Source organism: Massilia atriviolacea (assembly GCF_003953935.1).
Lineage (GTDB): Bacteria > Pseudomonadota > Gammaproteobacteria > Burkholderiales > Burkholderiaceae_D > Telluria_A > Telluria_A atriviolacea.
Map to the genome: position 1 here is coordinate 117,231 of NZ_RXLQ01000012.1, position 18,799 is coordinate 136,029.

Below are 18,799 nucleotides of genomic sequence, written 5' to 3' on the forward strand. Positions count from 1 at the left end.
TCATGTCCTAATCAGTGAGGTGAATCTTGCGGATGGTCTGGGTCGTGACCGAGCCGTTCGATTCGGTATTGCGGATCTGTACCGGATACCAGTTGTGCGCGGGCGCCAGCCAGATATCCAGGCGCGAGTTGTAAGCCCCCGGACGCGGCGGGCGGGCAAGGTGCCAGGTCGCCATGCGCCCCATCCGGGTATCGATGTCTTCCTGCCCGACCAGCACGAAACCGAACGGGTTGGCATCCTTTTCTTCGCCGACGAACAGTTCGACGCCGCTGGCGAACTGGGCGCTGTCGGCGCGGCCGATGGCGGCCAGCTGCATCAGGAAGCTCGCCTTGTCCTGTGCCCCGGCCACCATCGGATAGCTGCGCTCGGAGGCGGAAAAGGTGATCTTGCCGTCCGGCCCGCCAAAATGGGTGGCGGTCTGGCTCTTGCCGCGCCGCTTTTCGGTGGTGGTGCGCGGGATGATGCCGCCAGGCCCGAGCGTGCCTTCGCTGGTCAGGAGCACCAGGTTGACGCGCGCCACCAGCACGCTCACGCTCGCTTCCATCGACAGCGTGTAGGCGCCGCCGGCTTGCTTCCAGGCGATGCTCGACACGCCGGACCAGGTGCCGCCGTCGCGGTCGGTACGCGCCACGTCGAAGTTCAGCTCGGCCGATGGCGGCAGGCTGGCCTTGAGCGCGGGCTTGACCGGTTCGGCCGGCGCCGCTTGCGCCACGGGCGGCTCGGGCGGCGTGCCGGACGCCGCCAATTCTACGGCCGGCGCCATCTCGGCAGCGCTCGCTTGAACGGGCGCCGCCGCCGGATCGGCTGGCGCTTCGGCGCCGTCGACCGTGCCGGCATCGACGCCGGCCGTGGCCTCGGGAAGCGGCGCGGGAGGCGGCGGCACGGCCTTGGGAGCCGGACGCGGCCGCACTTGCGCGGGCTTCTGCGCGGGCTTCGGTGCCGGCTTCGGCTGGGGCGGCGCAGCAGGTGCGGCCACCGGCGCGGGCGCGTGCAGCAGCGCAACGATGGTCAGCGGGTCGTCAGCGGGCGCGGGCACATGGAGGGGCGAGCGCCCGATGCGCGCGCCGACAAAGTCGATCGCCAATACATGCAACAGGACCGTCGCCGTGCCGATCAGCAGCGCGCGGCGCCGCCGGGATAGGAAGGATGCGATCGTCATGGCCACAGTTTAACGTGTCTGGCACTTTTCCCGCTGACACGGCTCAGCGCGCGCCGTGCTGCTCGCAGAACAGCTTTGATAGGATGACAATTATCTGCTACGCTCAAGCCTCTACTTTACGGAGACTCCCATGCTGAAACCACCCATGCCCAACATCCCCGGTGTCGGCGCAGTGACCGACACGCTGGACTTCGTCAAGAATTTATGGGGCAGCATGGCCGTGCCGGGAATGTCGATTCCCAATATGGCCATGCCGCCCGTCTCGCTCGACGAGCTGGACAAGAAAATCGCCGACCTGAAAGCCGTGGAAGCCTGGCTCAACATCAATGTCTCGATGCTGCGCGGCACCATCCAGACCATGGAAGTGCAGCGCGGCACGATCGCCACCTTGAAATCGATGGGCGCGACCCTGGCGGCGGCCGTCAAGCAACCGGGTGCGGATGAAAAATCGGTGCTGGCGGCAGCGCCGTTCGCCTCGGCATTTTTCAGCCAGCCGGCCCCGGCGCCGGCCAGGGAAGCTGCGCCCGAGCCTGCCAAGGAACAGAAGGAAGCGCCGCAGTTGAACGCGCTGAACAATCCCGTGGCATGGTGGAACATGCTGCAGGAACAGTTCAATCAGGCGGTAGCGACCGCGATGACCCCGGAAGCGGGCGCGGACAAGGCCAGCAAGGCGGGAGCTGCTGGAGGACATACCGCGTCGCAGGCATCGGCGGCGAATCCGGCAGAGGCCAGCCCGGCCGCGACGGAGGGGGCAGCCAAGGCCGCCCCACGCCGCAGCAAGCCGAAAAGCGACGCCTGAAGCTGGCGGCCGGACAGGGCGGCGCGCGCCTCCCTGTCGGGCCGGCCTTTACGCCAGGCGCTGGATCCTGATCGCGTCGATCAGGCCGTCTTCCTGGCGTTTGATGGTCGAGATGGTAATCAACCCCTCTTCCGCCATCTGTTTGACTTGCTCATGCACAGCCTGGAACGAGTCCACGGTATCGCCCTTGGCGGCCACTGGCCGAATCCACGCACTGCTGCCTACACGCATTTTTTCATAGACTTCATTTGCGATGTCGCGCATGGTCGTCCCTTTCTTTTTGAATGCGGAAACTTCCGCGCAGTGCGCAGTTTATCACCAGCAAGCGTTGCGGCAAGGGCAAACGTGTTTCGGCTCAGCCGGCTACCCCTGCGGCGCCCTCGTCCGCCGCCCCCGGCGCCAGTGCGGCCAGCTGTTCCATCAGCTGGGCGAAACGCTGTTGGCCGGGCAGGACTTTGTCGACGTGAAGCAACACCTCGGTCGCCTCGGCGGCCAGCTCGGCGTCGAAGCCATGCTGTTGCATATGCGAAATCAGGATCTGCGCCGAGTTGAACAGGATACGCAGGTTGTTCGGCAAGCTCAGGCGCGCACTGCGCATCCAGGCCACCGCCTCGGCCAGCTTGCCGGTTTTCCATAGCGACACGCCTTGGTTCATCAGGTCGCTCGCCTCCTTCTTCGAGGAACGGATCAGCGCCAGTCCCTCGTCGCTCATGTGGGCGCGGTCGAAGATTTTTTGCACGTCGTCGAGCAACTGCAGGTTGTCGTGGTTATTCTTGATCACGTAACACAGCAGGTCGACCGGCGAATCGCGGTGCCCGACGGAAAACAGCAAGGTCGCCAGTTCCAGGCAGGTGGGGATGTCGGGACGCTCGGGGTTGGCGACCAGCAGCTCGTCGAGCTCGTCGCCCGTCTTGCGTGCGCGCTGGAAATCGCCGCTTTCGTGGTGGACCATGCCTTCGGTAATCTTGCAGCGCAGCTGGACTTGTTCGCCCGAAAATTCGCGCTGGGCCAGCACCAGCAATTGCATGGCTTCCTTGGTTTCGAGCTTGAGCCCGCACACCCGCGCCAGGCCCAGGTAGGCGTCGACCGTTTTCATCACGGAGTATTCGCCGATCGAAATGCACTTGCGGAAGGCTTTTTCGGCCATGCCCACATTGCCCAGCTTGAGCGCAATCTGTCCGAGCGAGCGCTGCCGCATCACCGAATTGGGCGACAGCTTGGCGGCGCGCTCCAGCACGGCGCAAGCTTCCTCGTGCTGCCCCATGCTCTGGTAAGTGAGCGCCAACTGATCGTAAGCGTCGATGTAGTAGCGGTTTTCGGAAATCACGCCCTGGAACATCTGGCGCGCCTGCTCGTATTCGCCGTTGGCCATGCGAATTTTGGCCAGGCCCGACTTGGCCCACTGGTAATCGCGTTCCTGCAAGACGCGCTCGTAGGCCTCGCGCGCCTTTTCCGGCTCGCCGCTCTTGAGCATCAGGCGCGCCTTCATGCGCAGCAATTCCATTTCGTGCACCTTGTTGGCGACGATCTGGGTGTCGCAGATCTTGGCGGCGCGCAGGTAATCCTTTTCGGCAAACGCCTGGTCGATCTGCTTGAACACCTGTTTCTTGTGCCATACGCGATTGAGCCGGGTCAGCAGCACGCCCTCGGTGATCGGCTTGATCAGGTAGGCGTCGGGCTGGTGCTCGGCCGCGCCCATCACGGATTCGACGCTTTTCTCGGCCGACACCATCAGCCAGACGCTGCTCGGCAGCAGCAAATTGCGCACGCGTGCCTCTTCCAGCACTTGCTGGCCGTTCTTGCCCTCGCCCAGGTTGTAGTCGCACAGCACCACGTCGTAGCGGATGCGCGCCAGCATGGCGATGGCTTCGCCGCCGCTCGATGCCTGGTCGATATTCTTGGCGCCCAGGTTGCGCAAGCTTTCGCGCAGCAACTGGCGGATGCCGATGAAGTCGTCCACCACCAGGTAATTCTTGCCGGCCCAGTCGACCAGCTGGATGCTGGTGGCCAGGTTGGCGGTCGGTTTGGGATCGACGATCATGGCAGGCTCAGCACAAAACAGGCGCCGCCGAACGCGCCGCCGTTTTCCAGGCGCAGGCGGCCGCTGCGCTGGCGGTGCTTGTGCATCTTGGCCACTTCGCTGGAAAAATACAGGCCCAGGCCGGTGCTATTGGTCAGGAAGTTCACGCCCGCGCTGGCGCCGTGCATGGCGGACACGCCGGCCTCCAGCATCGCGGCCGAGTAGCCGCCGCCGTTGTCTTCGACGCGGATTTCCAGGTCGCCGTCGACCACGTCGATCGCCAGGCGGATCGTGTCCCTGGTGTAATGGATGGCATTGTTGATCGCATGCCCGAGCACGCCGACGATCAGGTCTTCGTCCACATGCCAGACCAGCTCCGGGTCGGCGGCGGTTTCCAGCGTGATATGGCGCGAAGCGAGCAGGACCCGGCTGGCGCCGGCCACCTGCGCCACCAGGTCGCCCATCGCCAGCGGCTGCATGTCGAAGGGATAGGCCGGTTTGCCGACCTGCTTGTACAGGGCCAGCAGCTGGATCAGGTTGTCGTTGAGGCGCTTGGTCTGGTACAGCATGTGCGCCAGCTGCGGATAGGCGGCCTCGGTGGCGGCCGCGGGCGCGGCTTGCGCCAGCAGGGTTTCCAGCGTGCCGCTGAGGACGCTGACAGAGTTTTTCATATCGTGCGCGGTGGACGCAAGAAACAAGAACAGCTCGTTCGACTCGGGCGCATCGTCCATCGTGATCGGCTCCAGCCATCGGTTGATGTTGCTACAGAATAATTGCCATAAATCAATTATAACCGGATGACAATCCACCCGGTTCGCTATCCTACCTCGCCACGGCGCCGTTCGCGCAACAGGAAACGGGCCGGATCGAGGGCCGCCACCAGGTCCGCTTCGAGCGGCAGCGGCTCGCCGTTCAGCTGCGCGGCCAGCAGTTCGGCCGCCAGCGGGGCCCAGGTCAGGCCGCGCGAAGCGTAGCCCAGCAAGCCATACACCCCTTGGTGGCGCGGCACGTCGCGCAGGCGCTCGATGCGGCCCGCCGCCTCCGGGTCGGGCAAGGCGCCGACCAGCGGCATGCGGTCCGGCGCCACGCAGCGAAAGCCGACGCGCCCCAGCAGCGGCGCGTCGCGCCCGAGCGCAGGATCGCCCAGCATGGTGCGGATCCTGGCCAGGTTTTGGTCCTGGCTGGACTGGCGCAGGTCCGGGTCGGCATCGTCGTCGTAGCTGGCGCCCAGGCTGTGCAGGCCGCCGACGGCGGGCGTCAGGTAGGCTTCGCGGCACAGCACGAAGGGCAGCGCCGGCGCGGCGCCCTCGGCCAGGTGGGTAACCTGGCCGCGCACGGCGGACAAAGGCAGGCCGGCCGCCAGCGGCATGTCCGCCGCGCCGGTGCCGTTGGCCAGCACCACCACCGGCGCTTGCGCCAGCACGGCGCCGGCGGCGTCGACGGCGCACCAGTCGGCGCCGCGTTTTTCCAGGCTCACGCTGCCGGCGCCGAAGCGCCGTACCAGGGCTTCGCCGCAGGCGGTCAGCATGGCGCCGCAGGCGCTGGCTGGACGGATCCAGCCGCCCTGGCGGAACAGCCAGGCGCCATCGGGTGCGGGCGCGCCGAGCAGGCCGCTCGCTGCCGGCGCTTCCAGCCACTCGGCAAAATCGGGCGGGTACGCCAGGGCCGCGGCGATGGCGCGCTGCACCTCGGCGTGGGCGCCGTCGCGCGCCAGTTGCAGCACGCCGCAGCGGTCGCTATCGATGCCGTTCTCGCCGATGCGCTCGAAATAGGCTTGCGCGTACAGGAAGGCGGCGCGCGACAGGCGCGTCATGAGGTTGTCGTCTTTCGACAGCAGCGGCATGGTGATGCCGGCCCGGTTGCCGGACGCTTCGCGCGCCGGCTGCGCATGGCGTTCGATCAGCGTCACCTTCCAGCCGCGCGCGCACAGGCGCTCGCAGGCGGCGGCGCCGGCCAGGCCGGCGCCGATCACGATGGCGTAGCGCGCGCGCGGGGCGGCCGCTTCGGGCTGCGGACGGCGGCTGGCATACACGGCGCGCTGCGCGCCCGCCTCCCAGGCAAAGCCGGCGCGCGCCAGGGTCGCCATCTGCGCGTGCGACAGGCCTTCGGCATCGAGCAGCGCGCCCGGCGCGGCCAGTTTGCCCAGCGCGTGCGCGAAGCGGGTGCCGGCGTCGCCGGCGTGGTGCAGCCGGATCGCGTCCAGCCGCGCCGTCAGTTGTTCGAGGGCGGCGTCGAGCGGCGCCGTGAGCAGGTCGAGCGTGACCGCGTCCTCGACTTGCGGCACGCGCCGGTAGCCGGGCAGCGCGTCGCCGGCCAGCGCGATGTAGTGCAGGCGCGCGGGCCGCTGCGGGTCGTTGCGCCAGGCGTGCAGCGTCTCTTGAAAGGCCGCGCCGTCGCCGTAGGCGGCATCGAACATGACGAAGTGGGTCCGTTCGCCCCAGACCGACTGCCAGTTCATGCCGCCGCTTGCCCGCGGCGGAAGCAGTTGGCGGCATGGTCGTCGATCATGCCGATGCCCTGCATGTAGGCGTACACGATGGTCGAGCCGACGAACTTGAAGCCGCGTTTGAGCAGGTCTTTCGACAGCCGGTCCGACAGCTCGGTCTTGGCCGGCGAACGCTCGTCGCCGCTGTAGCGGTTGACGATCGGCTTGCCGTCGACGAAGGCCCACAGGTAGGCGTCGAGCGAGCTGCCTTCGGCGCGCAGGCGCAGGTAAGCCTGGGCGTTGGTGATGGCGGCGGCCACTTTGAGCTTGTTGCGCACGATGCCCGGATTGGCCAGCAGTTCGGCCACCTTGGCGGCGTCGTAGCGGGCGATTTTTTCGGCATCCCAGCCGTCGAAGGCGAGGCGGTAGCTGGCGCGCTTGTTCAGAATCGTTTCCCAACTCAGGCCCGCCTGCGCGCCTTCGAGATTGAGCATCTCGAACAGCGTGTTCTCGTCGTGGCAAGGCACGCCCCACTCGTGGTCGTGGTAATCGAGATAGCGTTGGTTGGCCGGGTTGGCCCAGGAGCAGCGTTGAATGGTCATCGCATGAGTATAGTTCAAGACGGCGCTTTCAGCACCTTCGCCAGCACCTCGACGCCGTGCCTGATCTGCGCGCTCGTCAGCGACGAGAACCCCAGCAGCAGGCCGGGGGCGAAGGCGCACGCGGGCGTGGCCATGCGGTTGGCATAGTAGGCCAGCGCACGCGTTTCGATGCCCTGCTCCAGCGCGCGCGCCACCACCGTCGCTTCATCGTGGCCGCGCAGGAAATGCAGCGCCAGATCGAGGCCGGCGTCGGACGGGCCGACCGCCACCTGCCCGCCCAGGCGCGATGCGATGGCGTCCAGCAGCGCCACGCGCCGCTCGCCGTAGGCCTCGCGCGTGCGCCGGATATGGCGCCCGAAATGGCCGTCCGCCATGAAGTCGGCCAGCACCATCTGAGGCACGATGGCCGTGTGGCGGTCCATCACCGCCTTGGCGCGCACTACCGGTTCCACCAGCGCCGGCGGCGCCACGATGTAGCCGAGGCGCAGGCCGGGGAACAGCACCTTCGACAGGGTGCCGACGTACAGCACGCAGCCGGCCCGGTCCAGGCTTTGCAGGGACGCCAGCGGCGGACCGGTGTAACGGTATTCGCTGTCGTAGTCGTCCTCGATGATCCAGGCGCGCCTGGCGGCGGCCCAGCGCAGCAGTTCGAGGCGGCGCTGCAAACTCATGGTCACGCCCAGCGGCAGCTGGTGCGAGGGCGTGGCCAGCACCATGCTGGCCCCGGGATAGTTCGCGATGCCGTAGGCGACATCCATGCCGTCGGCCGTCACCGGCACCGTGCGCACGGTGGCGCCGGCCGCGAACAGCGGTGCGCTGGCGCCCTGGTAGCCGGGCGACTCGATCCAGACCTCGTCGCCGGGCGCGAGCAGCAGTTGGGAGAGCAGGTACAAGCCCTGTTGCGAGCCGGAGGTGATGACCACCTGTTCGGGCGTGCAGTTCACGCCGCGCGAGGCGCGCAGGTAGACGCACAGCAGCTCGCGCAAAGGCGCGTAGCCGGCCGGGTCGCTGTAGCCCATGTGGTAGTCGGGGTGGCGCCAGCGCCGTCCTTCCAGGCGGCTCCAGACATCGAAGGGGAACAGGTCGAGCGAAGGCATGCTGACCCGAAAAGGGCGCAGTTTCCCCTGATGGAAGCCGACGCTTTCCATGGCGCCGGCGTAGGCGTCGCCGCGCGCGGACAGGGGACGCATCGGGGCCTGCGTGGTCTGCGTGGTCCGCGCGGCGTGCGGGCCGGGCGCGGCCTGGGCCAGGTGGTCGCTGATGAAGGTGCCCTTGCCGACAGCGCCATGCAGGTAGCCTTCGGCGCTGAGCTGGTCGTAGGCGTTGAGCACCGTCTGGCGCGAGACCGACAGCAGGCGCGCCAGCTCGCGCGTGGGCGGCAGCTGCATGCCGGCGCCGAGCGTGCCGCGCAGGATGGCGTCCTTGATCTGCGCGTAGAGCTGGCGGAACAGGGGGTCTTGCGTGCCGCGCACGAGGGGCAAGGCGGAGAGAATGTCGGTGACGAGCATGGGCGATCCGGTAATTGGTCTTCACATAATCGCGTCAATTGGATATTTGAGCAAGCCAAAGCGGCGCATAAGATGGCCGCTAGTTCGCCGTTCCCGCGCAGGCGGGAACGGCCGGGAGGCGGCGGGCCCGAAGATCGTTGCCGCTATCCGAAACCCTTGGAGGAAAAATGCAGCAATTCGAAGCCCAACTGGCCTGGCAGCGCGGTGCGCAGCCTTTTCTGGACAACCGTTACAGCCGCGCCCACGCATGGCGCTTCGACGGCGGCCTGCAGGTGCCCGCCTCGTCGTCGCCGCTGTCGGTGCCGCTGCCGATGTCCGACCCGGCCGCCGTCGATCCGGAAGAAGCGCTGGTCGCCGCCGTGTCGAGCTGCCACATGCTGTTCTTCCTCTCGCTGGCGGCGCGCGCCGGCCACGTGGTCGACGACTACCGCGATCACGCCATCGGCACCATGAGCAGCAACGCGGACGGCCGCATGGCGATGACGCGCATCGTGCTGCGCCCCGCCATCGGCTTCGCCGCCGGCACCGCTCCCGACGCCGCCGGGCTCGACGCCCTGCACCACGCGGCCCACGCGCAGTGCTACATCGCCAATTCGATCAAGGCCGACGTCATCGTCGAAGGGAGCGCATAAGATGTACGGACCTTCCTGTTTCGACGAGATGCGCCCGGCGCTGCTGCACGGCCTGATCGACGATCACCCGCTCGGCACCATCGTCACGCACGGCGACGCCGGCCTGGACGCCAACCACATCCCGTTCGAGATCGCCGCCGCCGGCGCCGATGCGCCGTTCGGCATCCTGCGCGCCCACGTGGCGCGCGCCAATCCGCTGTGGCGCCACCAGGGGGACACGATGGTGGTGTTCCAGGGGCCATCGGCCTATATCACGCCCACACTGTACGAAGGCAAGAAGATCGACGGCAAGGAGGTCCCGACCTATAACTATGCGGTGGTGCACGCGCACGGTCCGCTGCGCGCGATCGAAGACCCGGCCTGGATCCTGGCCCTGCTCGCGCGCCTGACCGCGCGCCACGAAGCGGCGCAGGCGATGCCCTGGTCGCTGGAGGACGCCCCGCCCGGCTTCATCGAGCGCCTGGTGCGCGCGATCGTCGGGATCGAAATCCCGGTCATGCGCATGCACGGCAAATGGAAGGTGGGCCAGAACCGCTCGCAGAACGACCAGCAGACGGTCTTGGCGGCCATGGATGCGCCGATGGCGCAGACGATGCGGCGCCGCGCGCAAGGCGCCTGACTAGCGCGGTGTGACTTTGTCGGACGAGAGCACCAGGCGCCGCGTCTTGGCGCCGGCGCCGACCTGCACCTCGTCGATATTGGTCACCAGGCGCGCCTGGCCGTCGTTCAGGGCCTGTTCCAGCTGGTGGATCAGGCGCGGGAACAGGTTGTCGTGGCGCGTCTCGGACGTGCTGTAGATGCCGGCCCAGGCATTGCGCCCGGAGCGCTTGACGAGGTACAGGCCCTGGTCGGCCAGCTCCACCACTTCGGACCACGACAGCAGGCGCGGTTCTTCCGGCAAGAACGGAAAACACGCGAAGCCGATCGAGCAGGTCTTGCGCAGCGCCGTCCCGTCGGGCAGCACGAAGTCGCGGTTGGCGACCGCCTCGCGGATCCGCTCTGCCACCACCTTGGCGTCGTCGCGGTGGGTGGCGCGCGCCAGCACCAGGAATTCTTCGCCGCCCCAGCGGATCAGGTAATCCGATTCGCGGAACACTTCGCGCAGGCGCTCCTGCATCTGCACCAGCACCGCGTCGCCCGCCGCATGGCCGTGCAGGTCGTTGACCTGCTTGAAGTGGTCCAGGTCGACCATGAAAAACACCAGGTCCTTGCCCGGCGCGTTCTCGCGTTCGACGACGCCGTTGCGCAAGGGGTCGTCGTAGCCGCGCAGGCTCATGACCACGTCGGCGTCCACATGCTGCAGGAAGAAGCGGCGGTTGCGCAGGCCGGTCAGCTGGTCGGTCAGGCTGACGTCTTCCAGCGCCTTGTAGGCGCGTTCGAGTTCGAGGTTCTTTTCCACGAGCTGGGCCTGGGTCGCGCTCAGGGCCTTGAGCGTGGCCGCCACCTGCAGGTAGGCGCCGGCGTTGTCGAGGGCGATCGCGCCGTAGGCGCACAGGGTGCGGAAAATCAGCCGCTCCCTTTCGCGGTAGGCCCTGGCCTGCAGCGACTGCACCGTCATCACGCCCAGCACCCGTTCGCCGATCAGGAGCGGCGCAAACAGCAGGCTCAGTGTCGGCAGCGTGCCCGGGATCAGGTTCGGCATGTCGTCATCGGCGTTCAGGTCGAGCAGGATTTCGCGCCGCTCGCGCACGCAGCGCGCCGAATTGGCCAGTTCGTCGGTGAGCGAATAGCGCGTGGCCGGCAGCGCCTTGCCCGCCTCCACCCCGAAGGCACAGGTCAGCGAACTGCCGTCCGGATCGATCAGGAAGATCGAAAAGTGGGTGGCGTCGAGCAGGCCGTGCACATGGCGGTCGAGCGCGCGGAACACGGCGGCGGCGTCGAGGTGGGTGGTGATCTCCTGGCCGATGGCCGACAGGTGTTCGAGCGTGGCGCTGGTCTGCTGCAGCACCTCGGCGCGCTTGGCTTCGGCGGCCGCCAGCTGGCGGTGATGCTCGCCCTCGGTCTTGGCGCGTTCGGTCTGGTACTGCACCTGCATCGCGACGGCGCGGTTGGTCGCCTCCTGGCTGTGGGTCTTGTCGCGCGCGGCGCCGGCGCGCAGGGCGATTTCGTAGGCTTGCGGATAGTCGCCGACGCTGGCGTATTCGCGCGCCACCGCGTCGTACAGGTCGCCCGGCACCGTGTATCCGTCGATGGTGGCCGCCACCGCCATCGCCTGCTGCAGGTAATGCAGGGCCGGACTGGGCGCAAGCACCTCGCTGGCCGCGGGACCGGGCAGGCGGTGGCGCGCGTGGATTTCGGCCAGCACCTTGAGCGCGGCTATCTGGTTGTAGGCGTCGCCGTGCTCGCGCGCCAGCGCCAGCGCGGCGCCGGCCTTGTCGAGCGCATCGTGCGGGCGGTTCATGTGCGACAGCGCATGCGCCTGGCCGCGCCGCGCGCCGCTCTGGAAGTCGGCCTGGTGCAGCGCTTCGCCGCGCGCTTCCAGGCGCGCAAAACTGGCCAGCGCGGCCGGATAATCGCCGCCGTCGAGCGCCAGGTCGCCTTCGTATTCGAGCGCGATGGCATACGCGCGCGAGCCGGACATGGGCGCCAGCGTCGCCAGCGCTTCGTGCAGCAGTTCCAGCGCCGCTTCGCGCTGGCCCAGCTGGCGCAAGGTTTCGGCGGTCTGCATCAGGGCCAGGCCGATGCTCATCGGCCAGCCGGTCGGACGCGCCAGGTCCAGCCCGCGCTGCATCCACTCGAGCGCGGCGTGGTGCGCATTGAGGCTGGTGAAGGCGTTGCCGATGTTGGTGGCGACGTTGATCGCGCGCCGCACCTGGCCGGTGGCCAGCGCCGCTTCGAAGGTGTTCATCAACAGGCCGATGGCGCGCCCGAAGTCGCTGGACTGGAAGGCGGCGGTGCCGAGGTAGTCGTTGATCCAGCCGGCGGCGGCCGGGTGCAGGCCTTTTTCGGCGGGGTCGAAGCGCTTGCCCCAGCGTTCATTGGCCGAGTGCAGGTTGCGGAAGACCGCGAACAGGGCGGCGGCGGCGTCGATCACGTCGGCGCGCAAGCGGTCGCCGGCGCGCCAGACATCGTGCGCGGCGCCTGCCAGCTCGGCGTCGCTGGCGGCGGCGTTGCCCCGGTCGACCTCGATCCAGGCGCGCAGCCAGCGCGCGTCGGCGCTGCCGATGGAGTCGTCCTGGCGGTGGAATTCGGCCCAGGCCTCGTCGGCCAGCGCGCGCGCGGCGTCGAGCCGGCCGTCCAGCCAAGCCGCTTCGCCGTCGATCAGACTGCAGCGCGCCAGTTCCAGGCGGCGTTCGGGTTCGGGCAACAGCATCAGGAGCGGCGCCGCGTCGGAGGACAGAACGCGGGCGCGCGCAGGGTCGCGCTGGCGCAGGTGCCAGGCCAGCGCCAGCATCGGCTTCAGGCGCGCGACACCATACTGGGAAGAAAGCTCCTCTTCCAGTTGCGCCAGCTCCTGCTCCACTGCAAACATTTCTAGCAATCGACACCCCTGAATTTGCCGCCACATCGTCGATGGGACACGCCCGTTATTATTTCACAAACAGGACGGCAGAAGTCAGAAATGTTTCATATCAGCAACGACACGGCCGCCGAAAAGCTCAGGAAGGACAATGCGGTCGAGACCAGGATGATGCGCGCCACCCGGCCCGTGTCGGCGCCGAAGCGCTCGGTCAGCAGGGCCACGTTGCTGGCGCTGGGCAGGCAGGCGACCAGCACCAGCACCGCCAGGGCGGCCGGGTCGATGGGCACGCCCAGCCCGATGGCGGCATGGCCGATGGCGAGCATCAGCAGCGGGTGGACGACGAGCTTGATCAGGGCGACCGGCACGAAATCGGCGGGCGCGGTAGCGCCGCTGGCGTTCATCTGCGAGCGCGCCAATACCGCGCCGATGGTGAACAGGGCCACCGGCGAGGCGGCGTCGGCGAGCAGGCTGATCGTGTTCATCAGCGGCTTGGGCAGCACCAGGCCGATGCCGGAGGCCAGCGCGCCGAGCAGGATCGACCAGGGCATCGGGTTGCGCAGCATGCCGGCCAGGGCATTGCGCAGGGCGGCGGCACTGCCCTGCGCGCCGGATGGGCCCAGGCGCGACAGGGCGATGCACAGCGAGGTGGTGATCACCAGGTCGACCACCAGCGCCACGATCACCGGCCCCGAGGAGCGCGGCCCGAGCAGGGCGAGCAGCAGCGGCACGCCCATGAAGCCGGTGTTGGGAAAGGCCGCCACCAGCGCCCCGAAGGCGCCATCGTTCCAGCCGGCGCGGCGCAGGGTGAGCAGCATGGCCAGGCCCACCGTCGCCAGCGCGCACAGCAGGTAGACGCCGAACAGCCCGGCGTCGAGCAGCTGGGTCAGCGGCGTGGTCGAACCGAAACGGTACAGCAGGCACGGCAAGGCAAAGTACAGGACGAAGCTGTTCAGGCCCGGAATGGCCAGTTGCGGCAGCAGATGGCGCCGCACAGCCAGATAGCCGCACAGGACCAGTGCGAAAAAGGGAAAGGTAATGGCGAGGATGGCGAGCATGAACGGTCATTGTAGCGTGACCGTCCGGCGCGCGCCCGCGTCCCTTCCGCCGCCGGCATCGGCAGCCTGCCGTGCCGGCTTAGCCGGCCGTGCGCATCGGCGAATGCTTTATTGGCCGGACTTCTCCGTCGCCGTGCCCGCATTGCCGCTGGCCTTGCTCATGGTGCCGTGCAGTTCTTTCGCCGCATTCAGGTGCTGCTCCACGGTCGGCGTCATGCGCGTGACCAGGGCCTTGATGTCGGGATCCCTGGCGCGGCCCTGCGCCTTGCTCAGCATGGCATGGGTTTTCTTGTGCTCGGCCACGCCGGCCTGCGCCATGTAGCTGCGGTCGAAGGCATCGCCCGACAGCGCGGCCAGCTTGTCGGCCCTGGCCTTGTGCGTGCGCTCCAGCGTCGATGGCAGGGTGACGCCCTTGGCCTGCGCCAGTTGCCGCACCTCGTCCAGCGCCTTGGTATGGTCGTCGATCATTTGCTGGGCATATTTTTTGACCTGGTCGTTCTGGCTTTTGGTCTGCGCCGTGCGCGCCGCTTCGATCTCGGACATGTTCGCCATGGCCAGGTCGACGACGATCTTGCGGTCCGCGCTGCCGATGCTGCCGGTGCCGCCGCTGGCAGTATTGCCTTGTGTGCCGCTCTGGCCGCTGGCACCCTGGGTTGCGGTCTGTCCCGTTCCGGTACCGGTCTGCGCCTGGACAGCCAGGCTGGCACACAGCGCGGCGGCGGCGCACATGCCGATCCATCCTTTTACGCGTTTATTGTTGAACATGTCGATCTCCTGATGAGGTTGGGGTGGCGCCCGCGCGCGGGCACCTGTCTCTTTTGGACCGTATCCCGCCCCCGCAAGTTCAACCGAATCCGCCTGCGCAAAAGAAAACACCGCCGGCAAGCGGCGCTGTCCGGCTGCGGCGATGCCCGGTCAGCCCTGGTACATCTTCGCGTACTTGAGCCCGTAGAAGATGATGAACAGGTAGCATGCCGCCGGCACCAGGAACGACAGTTGCACGCCGAACGCGTCGGCCAGCACGCTTTGCGCCAGCGGCACCAGCGCGCCGCCGACGATGGCCATGCACAGGATGCTCGACCCCTGGCCCGTGAACCTGCCCAGCTTGTGCAGCGCCATGCTGAAAATGGTCGGGAACATGATCGAGTTGCACAGGCCGACCAGCAGGATCGCCCACATCGCCGTCGTGCCGGTGCCGAACACCGCCACCATGATCAGCGCGATCGAGCAGGCCGCGTTGAACGCCAGCGCCCTGCCCGGACTGACATGGCGCATCGCCGCAAAGCCGATGAAGCGGCCCAGCATCGCGCCGCCGCCGTAGACTGTCACGTATTTGGCGGCGGTTTCCGGGCGCAATCCGGCGATGTGCGGTTCGCCCATGAAGTTGATCAGGAAGCTGCCGATGCTCACCTCCGCCCCCACATACAGGAAGATCCCGACCACGCCCAGCACCAGGTGACGGTAGCCGGCGGCCGAGGTCTTGCCGTCGGTGTGGGCTACGTCGTCGCCGGCGTCGTCGCCGCCAATCGCCGGCAGGCGCGCCATGGCGAAGAACGCGGCCAGCGCCAGCAGGGCCGCCGCCAGCACCAGGTAAGGCACTTGCACGGTGGCCGCTTCCTGCGCGCGGTACGCCAGCTGCCCGGCCGCCGGCAGTTTTTTCAGCTCGTCCGCACCGAGTACCGTGCCCGACAGGATCAGCAGCGCGCCCAGATACGGCGCCACGGTGGCCCCGAGCGAATTGAAGGCCTGGGTGAGCGTCAGCCGGCTCGATGCGGTGGCCGGGTCGCCCAGCACCGTCACGTAAGGATTGGCCGCCACCTGCAGCACCGTGATGCCCGACGCCAGCACGAACAGCGACAGCAGGAACAGCGCATAGACGGACGTCGACGCCGGATAGAACATCGCGCAGCCGGTGGCGGCGATCGCCAGCCCGGCCACGGCGCCCTTCTGGTAGCCGATCTTTTTGATCAGGATCCCGGCCGGCAGCGAGACCACGAAATACGCGCCGAAGAAGCAGAACTGCACCAGCATCGCTTGCAGGTAGCTCAGTTCATAGACCGACTTCAGGTGGGGAATCAGGACTTCGTTCATGGAGGTCAGCAAACCCCACATGAAGAACAGGATGGTAATGATGATGAGGGGGCCGGTATGGCCTTGCCGCGCACCGTGCGCTGGCGGCACGGGCTTGGCGGTCGAGACGTGTTGCATGCTGCTCCTTAATGGTGATCGAGCCTCCTTTCCGCCTGTTCCGGCAAGATCGCCGATACACCGAAGAATGCGGGAGACTTTTCCGTGGCCGGATACATGGGTATCCGCGCCGCGGAAACGCCGGCCGCGGCGCGGCGGACCGGCTCCCGCCCGCAGGCGGACCAGGTCCGTTCGGCCGGGCCGCGTACGTACGCGCGACGCTGGCGCGCAGCCGGCATGATACCCGACCCGCCCTGCAGGCGCAGGCGCGCGGTCGGGACGGAGCGATCGCTCACTTCAGGTCCGCACACTTGAGGGCATCCTTCTCGAGCGCCGCGCCGCCGGCCACTTCGATATTCGCAAAGGCCGCGTTAAAGGCCGCGTCGCTGGAGACCGCGAACGGCGTCTGCACCTTCGCCAGGTCGGCGCCCCTGGCCGTGAAGCAGGCCAGCGGAATCCTCACGGTCTGCCTGGCCTTGCCCACCAGGGCCTTGAACACCGCCGTCAGGTCGAGCGCGGCGCCGTCCATCGACACCGTGACCTTGCCGGCCGGCGCGCTGGCGACGATGGTATCGAACTGCAGCGCGCCATCCCTGGTGGCGAATGCCGGCAGGGCCAGCGCCCTGGCGCCGTGGGCTTCGAGGCGCGCAGGGCCGCTCCAGGTGACGTTCTTGGCATCCTGCTGGGTGTTCACCTGCGAAGTCTCGACCTTGACGCCCGGCTGGGTGAAGGCATTGTTCAAATCGGCGCCGAGCGCGCTGCGCTTCTCGCCCACCACCACGTACAGCGGCCAGGTGGCGCGGTCCGACTGGTTGAACACCGGGTACAGATTGGTCACGCCGCAGCCGCCGTCGGCGTAGCTGGCGTCGAGCTGGCCGACCTTCCGCTTGCTGGCATAGGTCAGGCCGTAGCCGGTCTTGAACAGCGGCGCGTAATCGGCGTCGCCCACGTTGACGGTCGCCTGGCAGACCGATTTCGGCCACGAGAACGACAGCTTGCCCTTGAAGCCGTGCGCGCCCTTGAACAGCACGTCGGCCACGCCCTTGCCCTCCGATCCGGGCAGCCAGGCGGCGACAAAGCTGTCCGACAGATTCATCAGGTCGTTGGTGTACAGCGCGCGGCCCGCTACCAGCACGGTGACCACCGGCTTGCCCTTGCCGGCCACGGCCTTCAGGACCGCCAGGTCTTCCGGATGGCGGCCGCTGTGGCGCAGGGTGCCGGCCGGGCCGATGTCGCCGCCGAACTCGGCGTACGGGGTTTCGCCGATCACCGCCACCACCGTGTCGAAGGCCGCCACGTCGACGCCCTCGGCGCCGGCGCTGTACGTGACGTTGGCGGCGCCGGCGGCTTGCCTGATGCCGGCCAGGATGGTGTCGCCGTTCGGGAAGTCGCTGTTCTTGTTGTCGGTGCCCTGCCAGGTCAGCGACCAGCCGCCGGTTTGCAGCGACAGGTCGTCGGCGCTCTTGCCGACCACCAGGATCTTCTTGCCGCGCTGTAGCGGCAGCACGCCGCCGTCGTTCTTGAGCAGCACCAGCGACTCGCGCACCATCTGGCGCGCCAGCGCGCGCGCCTGCAGCGCTTCCGGCTTGCCGGCGTATTTGCCGGCCGACGGCTTTTGTCCGAACAGGCCGGCGCGCAGCTTCACGCGCAGGATGCGGGTGACCGCATCGTCGATGCGCGCCATCGGAATCTCGCCCGCCTCGACCTGCCTGATGGTGTTGGCGATGAAGCCCTTCCAGTCGTTCGGCACCATCACCATGTCGATGCCGGCATTGATCGCCTGGGCGCAGCTGTCGTTGCGGCAGCCCTTGACCTGGCCGATGCCGTCCCAGTCGCTCACCACCAGGCCGTCGAAGCCCATCCTGGTCTTGAGGATATCGGTCAGCAGCACTTTACTGCCGTGCACCTTGCCGTGGTCGGTGCCGGTCGAGACATCGACCCAGCTGTTAAACGAGGCCATGACCGTCTGCGCGCCTGCCTCCAGGGCGCTGTAGTAGCCGGCGCCGTGGATGTTCATCATCTGCGCGGGGGTGGCCCGGGTGACGCCCTGGTCCTTGCCCTGGTCGGTGCCGCCGTCGCCGATGAAGTGCTTGGCGGTGGCGACGACGTTGGCGTCGTCGCGGAATGTACCCTGCATGCCGCGCACGTATTCGGCGGCGTAGCTGTTCACCAGCGCCGGATCTTCCGAAAAGCTCTCGTAGGTGCGGCCCCAGCGATCGTCGCGCGTGACCGCCACGGTCGGCGCGAATACCCAGTTGATGCCGGTCGCGCGCACCGCCTTGCCGACCGTCTCGCCCATCTGCCGCGCCAGCTTCTTGTTGTGTGCCGCGCCCAGGCCGATATTGTGCGGGAACAGGGTGGCGCCGTAGACGTTGCTGTTGCCGTGCATGGCGTCGATGCCCCAGATGACCGGCACCTTGACCAGCATGTCCGTGCTCATCGAGGCGTCGTAGAATCGATCGGCCAGCGCGACCCAGTCGGCCGGGCTGGCGTACTTGTTCCCGTTCGGCCAGCTGCCGCCGCCGTTGAGCACGGAGCCGATGTAGAACTCGCGCACCTGGTCGGGCGTGATGGCCTTGATCTCGGGCTGGGTCATCTGCCCGACTTTTTGCGCCAGCGTCATGCCGGCCACGATGCTGGCGACTTTCGCTTCGAGCGCGGCGTCCGGGGCGACGGCGCTGCGCACGCGCGGCCAGTCGCTCAGGGATTGGGGAGCGGCGCCGGCGTGGCTGGCGTGCAGCAGCGCGACGGCTGCGATAAGACAGGAATGCTTGATCATGGTATCGGTGCGAAAAAGTGGAAATGCCTGCCGGCGCAAGCCGGTGCCAGGGTCCGTTCTGCTGCTGCCACAAGTTGGAAACGCTCCCAACCGAAGATCAATAGTGCGATGATGAAGCAATTTTGTCAATCATAAGATTGCGTAAATGAGCGCGCCGGATGGCCGGCGAC

General features: G+C 67.7%; 15 protein-coding genes. 3 read left to right on the forward strand and 12 right to left on the reverse strand.

From position 1 onward, the window contains the following. Positions 1-7: 7 nt before the first annotated feature. Positions 8-1,159: a DUF3108 domain-containing protein gene (locus tag EJB06_RS21650; protein WP_126076096.1), complete on the reverse strand. Its 1,152-nt coding sequence runs from the start codon at positions 1,157-1,159 to the stop codon at positions 8-10. Positions 1,160-1,289: 130 nt separating this feature from the next. Between EJB06_RS21650 and EJB06_RS21655 the strand changes: the two genes are divergently transcribed. Next, positions 1,290-1,958, forward strand: a complete 669-nt coding sequence (locus EJB06_RS21655; protein WP_126076097.1) for a PhaM family polyhydroxyalkanoate granule multifunctional regulatory protein — start codon at positions 1,290-1,292, stop codon at positions 1,956-1,958. Positions 1,959-2,006: 48 nt separating this feature from the next. Here EJB06_RS21655 and EJB06_RS21660 read toward each other — a convergent pair whose 3' ends face one another. From EJB06_RS21660 to pdxR, 6 genes are all read right to left on the reverse strand, one after another. Beyond that, positions 2,007-2,222 carry a hypothetical protein gene (locus EJB06_RS21660; RefSeq protein WP_126076098.1) on the reverse strand — a complete coding sequence of 72 codons (216 nt, stop codon included), beginning with the start codon at positions 2,220-2,222 and terminating at the stop codon, positions 2,007-2,009. A gap of 91 nt (positions 2,223-2,313) precedes the next feature. Then, a complete protein-coding gene (locus tag EJB06_RS21665) occupies positions 2,314-3,999 on the reverse strand; it encodes a tetratricopeptide repeat-containing response regulator (RefSeq protein ID WP_126076099.1) in 1,686 nt (561 codons plus the stop codon). After that, on the reverse strand, positions 3,996-4,709 hold the full coding sequence (locus tag EJB06_RS21670) for a sensor histidine kinase (RefSeq protein ID WP_126076100.1): 714 nt from the start codon (positions 4,707-4,709) through the stop codon (positions 3,996-3,998). The genes EJB06_RS21665 and EJB06_RS21670 overlap by 4 nt, the downstream gene beginning before the upstream one ends. 86 nt (positions 4,710-4,795) lie before the next feature. Further along, positions 4,796-6,436, reverse strand: coding sequence for an FAD-dependent 5-carboxymethylaminomethyl-2-thiouridine(34) oxidoreductase MnmC1 (gene mnmC1, locus EJB06_RS21675; protein WP_126076101.1), 1,641 nt, complete (start codon positions 6,434-6,436; stop codon positions 4,796-4,798). Beyond that, entirely contained in the window at positions 6,433-7,005 is a 573-nt protein-coding gene (locus EJB06_RS21680; protein ID WP_126076197.1) for a DNA-3-methyladenine glycosylase I, read from the reverse strand. Before EJB06_RS21680 ends, mnmC1 begins: the two co-directional genes overlap by 4 nt. Before the next feature lie 14 nt (positions 7,006-7,019). Next, the gene (gene pdxR / locus EJB06_RS21685; protein WP_126076102.1) at positions 7,020-8,513 is read right to left on the reverse strand and encodes a MocR-like pyridoxine biosynthesis transcription factor PdxR; all 1,494 of its coding nucleotides are present in this window, start codon (positions 8,511-8,513) and stop codon (positions 7,020-7,022) included. Between the two features lie 167 nt (positions 8,514-8,680). On the opposite strand from pdxR, the gene EJB06_RS21690 reads away from it, so the two are divergent. Further along, positions 8,681-9,145, forward strand: a complete 465-nt coding sequence (locus tag EJB06_RS21690; protein WP_126076103.1) for an OsmC family protein — start codon at positions 8,681-8,683, stop codon at positions 9,143-9,145. Between the two features lies 1 nt (position 9,146). Beyond that, the gene (locus EJB06_RS21695; protein WP_126076104.1) at positions 9,147-9,764 is read left to right on the forward strand and encodes an FMN-binding negative transcriptional regulator; all 618 of its coding nucleotides are present in this window, start codon (positions 9,147-9,149) and stop codon (positions 9,762-9,764) included. Here the strand turns inward: EJB06_RS21695 and EJB06_RS21700 are convergent, their stop codons facing one another. The 5 genes from EJB06_RS21700 to EJB06_RS21720 all read right to left on the reverse strand — a co-directional run bounded on the left by EJB06_RS21700 (position 9,765) and on the right by EJB06_RS21720 (position 18,629). Next, positions 9,765-12,617: a sensor domain-containing diguanylate cyclase gene (locus tag EJB06_RS21700; protein WP_126076198.1), complete on the reverse strand. Its 2,853-nt coding sequence runs from the start codon at positions 12,615-12,617 to the stop codon at positions 9,765-9,767. 95 nt (positions 12,618-12,712) lie between these two features. Continuing rightward, complete coding sequence (locus tag EJB06_RS21705) at positions 12,713-13,663, reverse strand: AEC family transporter (RefSeq protein WP_126076105.1); 951 nt, start codon at positions 13,661-13,663, stop codon at positions 12,713-12,715. A gap of 108 nt (positions 13,664-13,771) precedes the next feature. After that, positions 13,772-14,428, reverse strand: coding sequence for a DUF4142 domain-containing protein (locus EJB06_RS21710; RefSeq protein WP_229427205.1), 657 nt, complete (start codon positions 14,426-14,428; stop codon positions 13,772-13,774). 150 nt (positions 14,429-14,578) lie between these two features. Continuing rightward, complete coding sequence (locus EJB06_RS21715) at positions 14,579-15,871, reverse strand: sugar MFS transporter (RefSeq protein ID WP_126076106.1); 1,293 nt, start codon at positions 15,869-15,871, stop codon at positions 14,579-14,581. Between the two features lie 271 nt (positions 15,872-16,142). Next, the gene (locus tag EJB06_RS21720) at positions 16,143-18,629 is read right to left on the reverse strand and encodes a glycoside hydrolase family 3 protein (protein WP_126076107.1); all 2,487 of its coding nucleotides are present in this window, start codon (positions 18,627-18,629) and stop codon (positions 16,143-16,145) included. Positions 18,630-18,799: the final 170 nt, after the last annotated feature.

Bases quoted from the DNA above. Each gene is read 5' to 3' on its own strand.
- EJB06_RS21655 (WP_126076097.1), top strand. From the start codon at position 1,290: ATGCTGAAACCACCCATGCCCAACATCCCCGGTGTCGGCGCAGTGACC.
- EJB06_RS21670 (WP_126076100.1), bottom strand. From the start codon at position 4,709: ATGGACGATGCGCCCGAGTCGAACGAGCTGTTCTTGTTTCTTGCGTCC.
- EJB06_RS21660 (WP_126076098.1), bottom strand. From the start codon at position 2,222: ATGCGCGACATCGCAAATGAAGTCTATGAAAAAATGCGTGTAGGCAGC.
- EJB06_RS21705 (WP_126076105.1), bottom strand. From the start codon at position 13,663: ATGCTCGCCATCCTCGCCATTACCTTTCCCTTTTTCGCACTGGTCCTG.
- EJB06_RS21700 (WP_126076198.1), bottom strand. From the start codon at position 12,617: ATGTTTGCAGTGGAGCAGGAGCTGGCGCAACTGGAAGAGGAGCTTTCT.
- EJB06_RS21720 (WP_126076107.1), bottom strand. From the start codon at position 18,629: ATGATCAAGCATTCCTGTCTTATCGCAGCCGTCGCGCTGCTGCACGCC.
- EJB06_RS21650 (WP_126076096.1), bottom strand. From the start codon at position 1,159: ATGACGATCGCATCCTTCCTATCCCGGCGGCGCCGCGCGCTGCTGATC.
- EJB06_RS21715 (WP_126076106.1), bottom strand. From the start codon at position 15,871: ATGCAACACGTCTCGACCGCCAAGCCCGTGCCGCCAGCGCACGGTGCG.
- EJB06_RS21710 (WP_229427205.1), bottom strand. From the start codon at position 14,428: ATGTTCAACAATAAACGCGTAAAAGGATGGATCGGCATGTGCGCCGCC.
- pdxR (WP_126076102.1), bottom strand. From the start codon at position 8,513: ATGCTCGTCACCGACATTCTCTCCGCCTTGCCCCTCGTGCGCGGCACG.
- EJB06_RS21690 (WP_126076103.1), top strand. From the start codon at position 8,681: ATGCAGCAATTCGAAGCCCAACTGGCCTGGCAGCGCGGTGCGCAGCCT.
- EJB06_RS21695 (WP_126076104.1), top strand. From the start codon at position 9,147: ATGTACGGACCTTCCTGTTTCGACGAGATGCGCCCGGCGCTGCTGCAC.
- EJB06_RS21680 (WP_126076197.1), bottom strand. From the start codon at position 7,005: ATGACCATTCAACGCTGCTCCTGGGCCAACCCGGCCAACCAACGCTAT.
- EJB06_RS21665 (WP_126076099.1), bottom strand. From the start codon at position 3,999: ATGATCGTCGATCCCAAACCGACCGCCAACCTGGCCACCAGCATCCAG.
- mnmC1 (WP_126076101.1), bottom strand. From the start codon at position 6,436: ATGAACTGGCAGTCGGTCTGGGGCGAACGGACCCACTTCGTCATGTTC.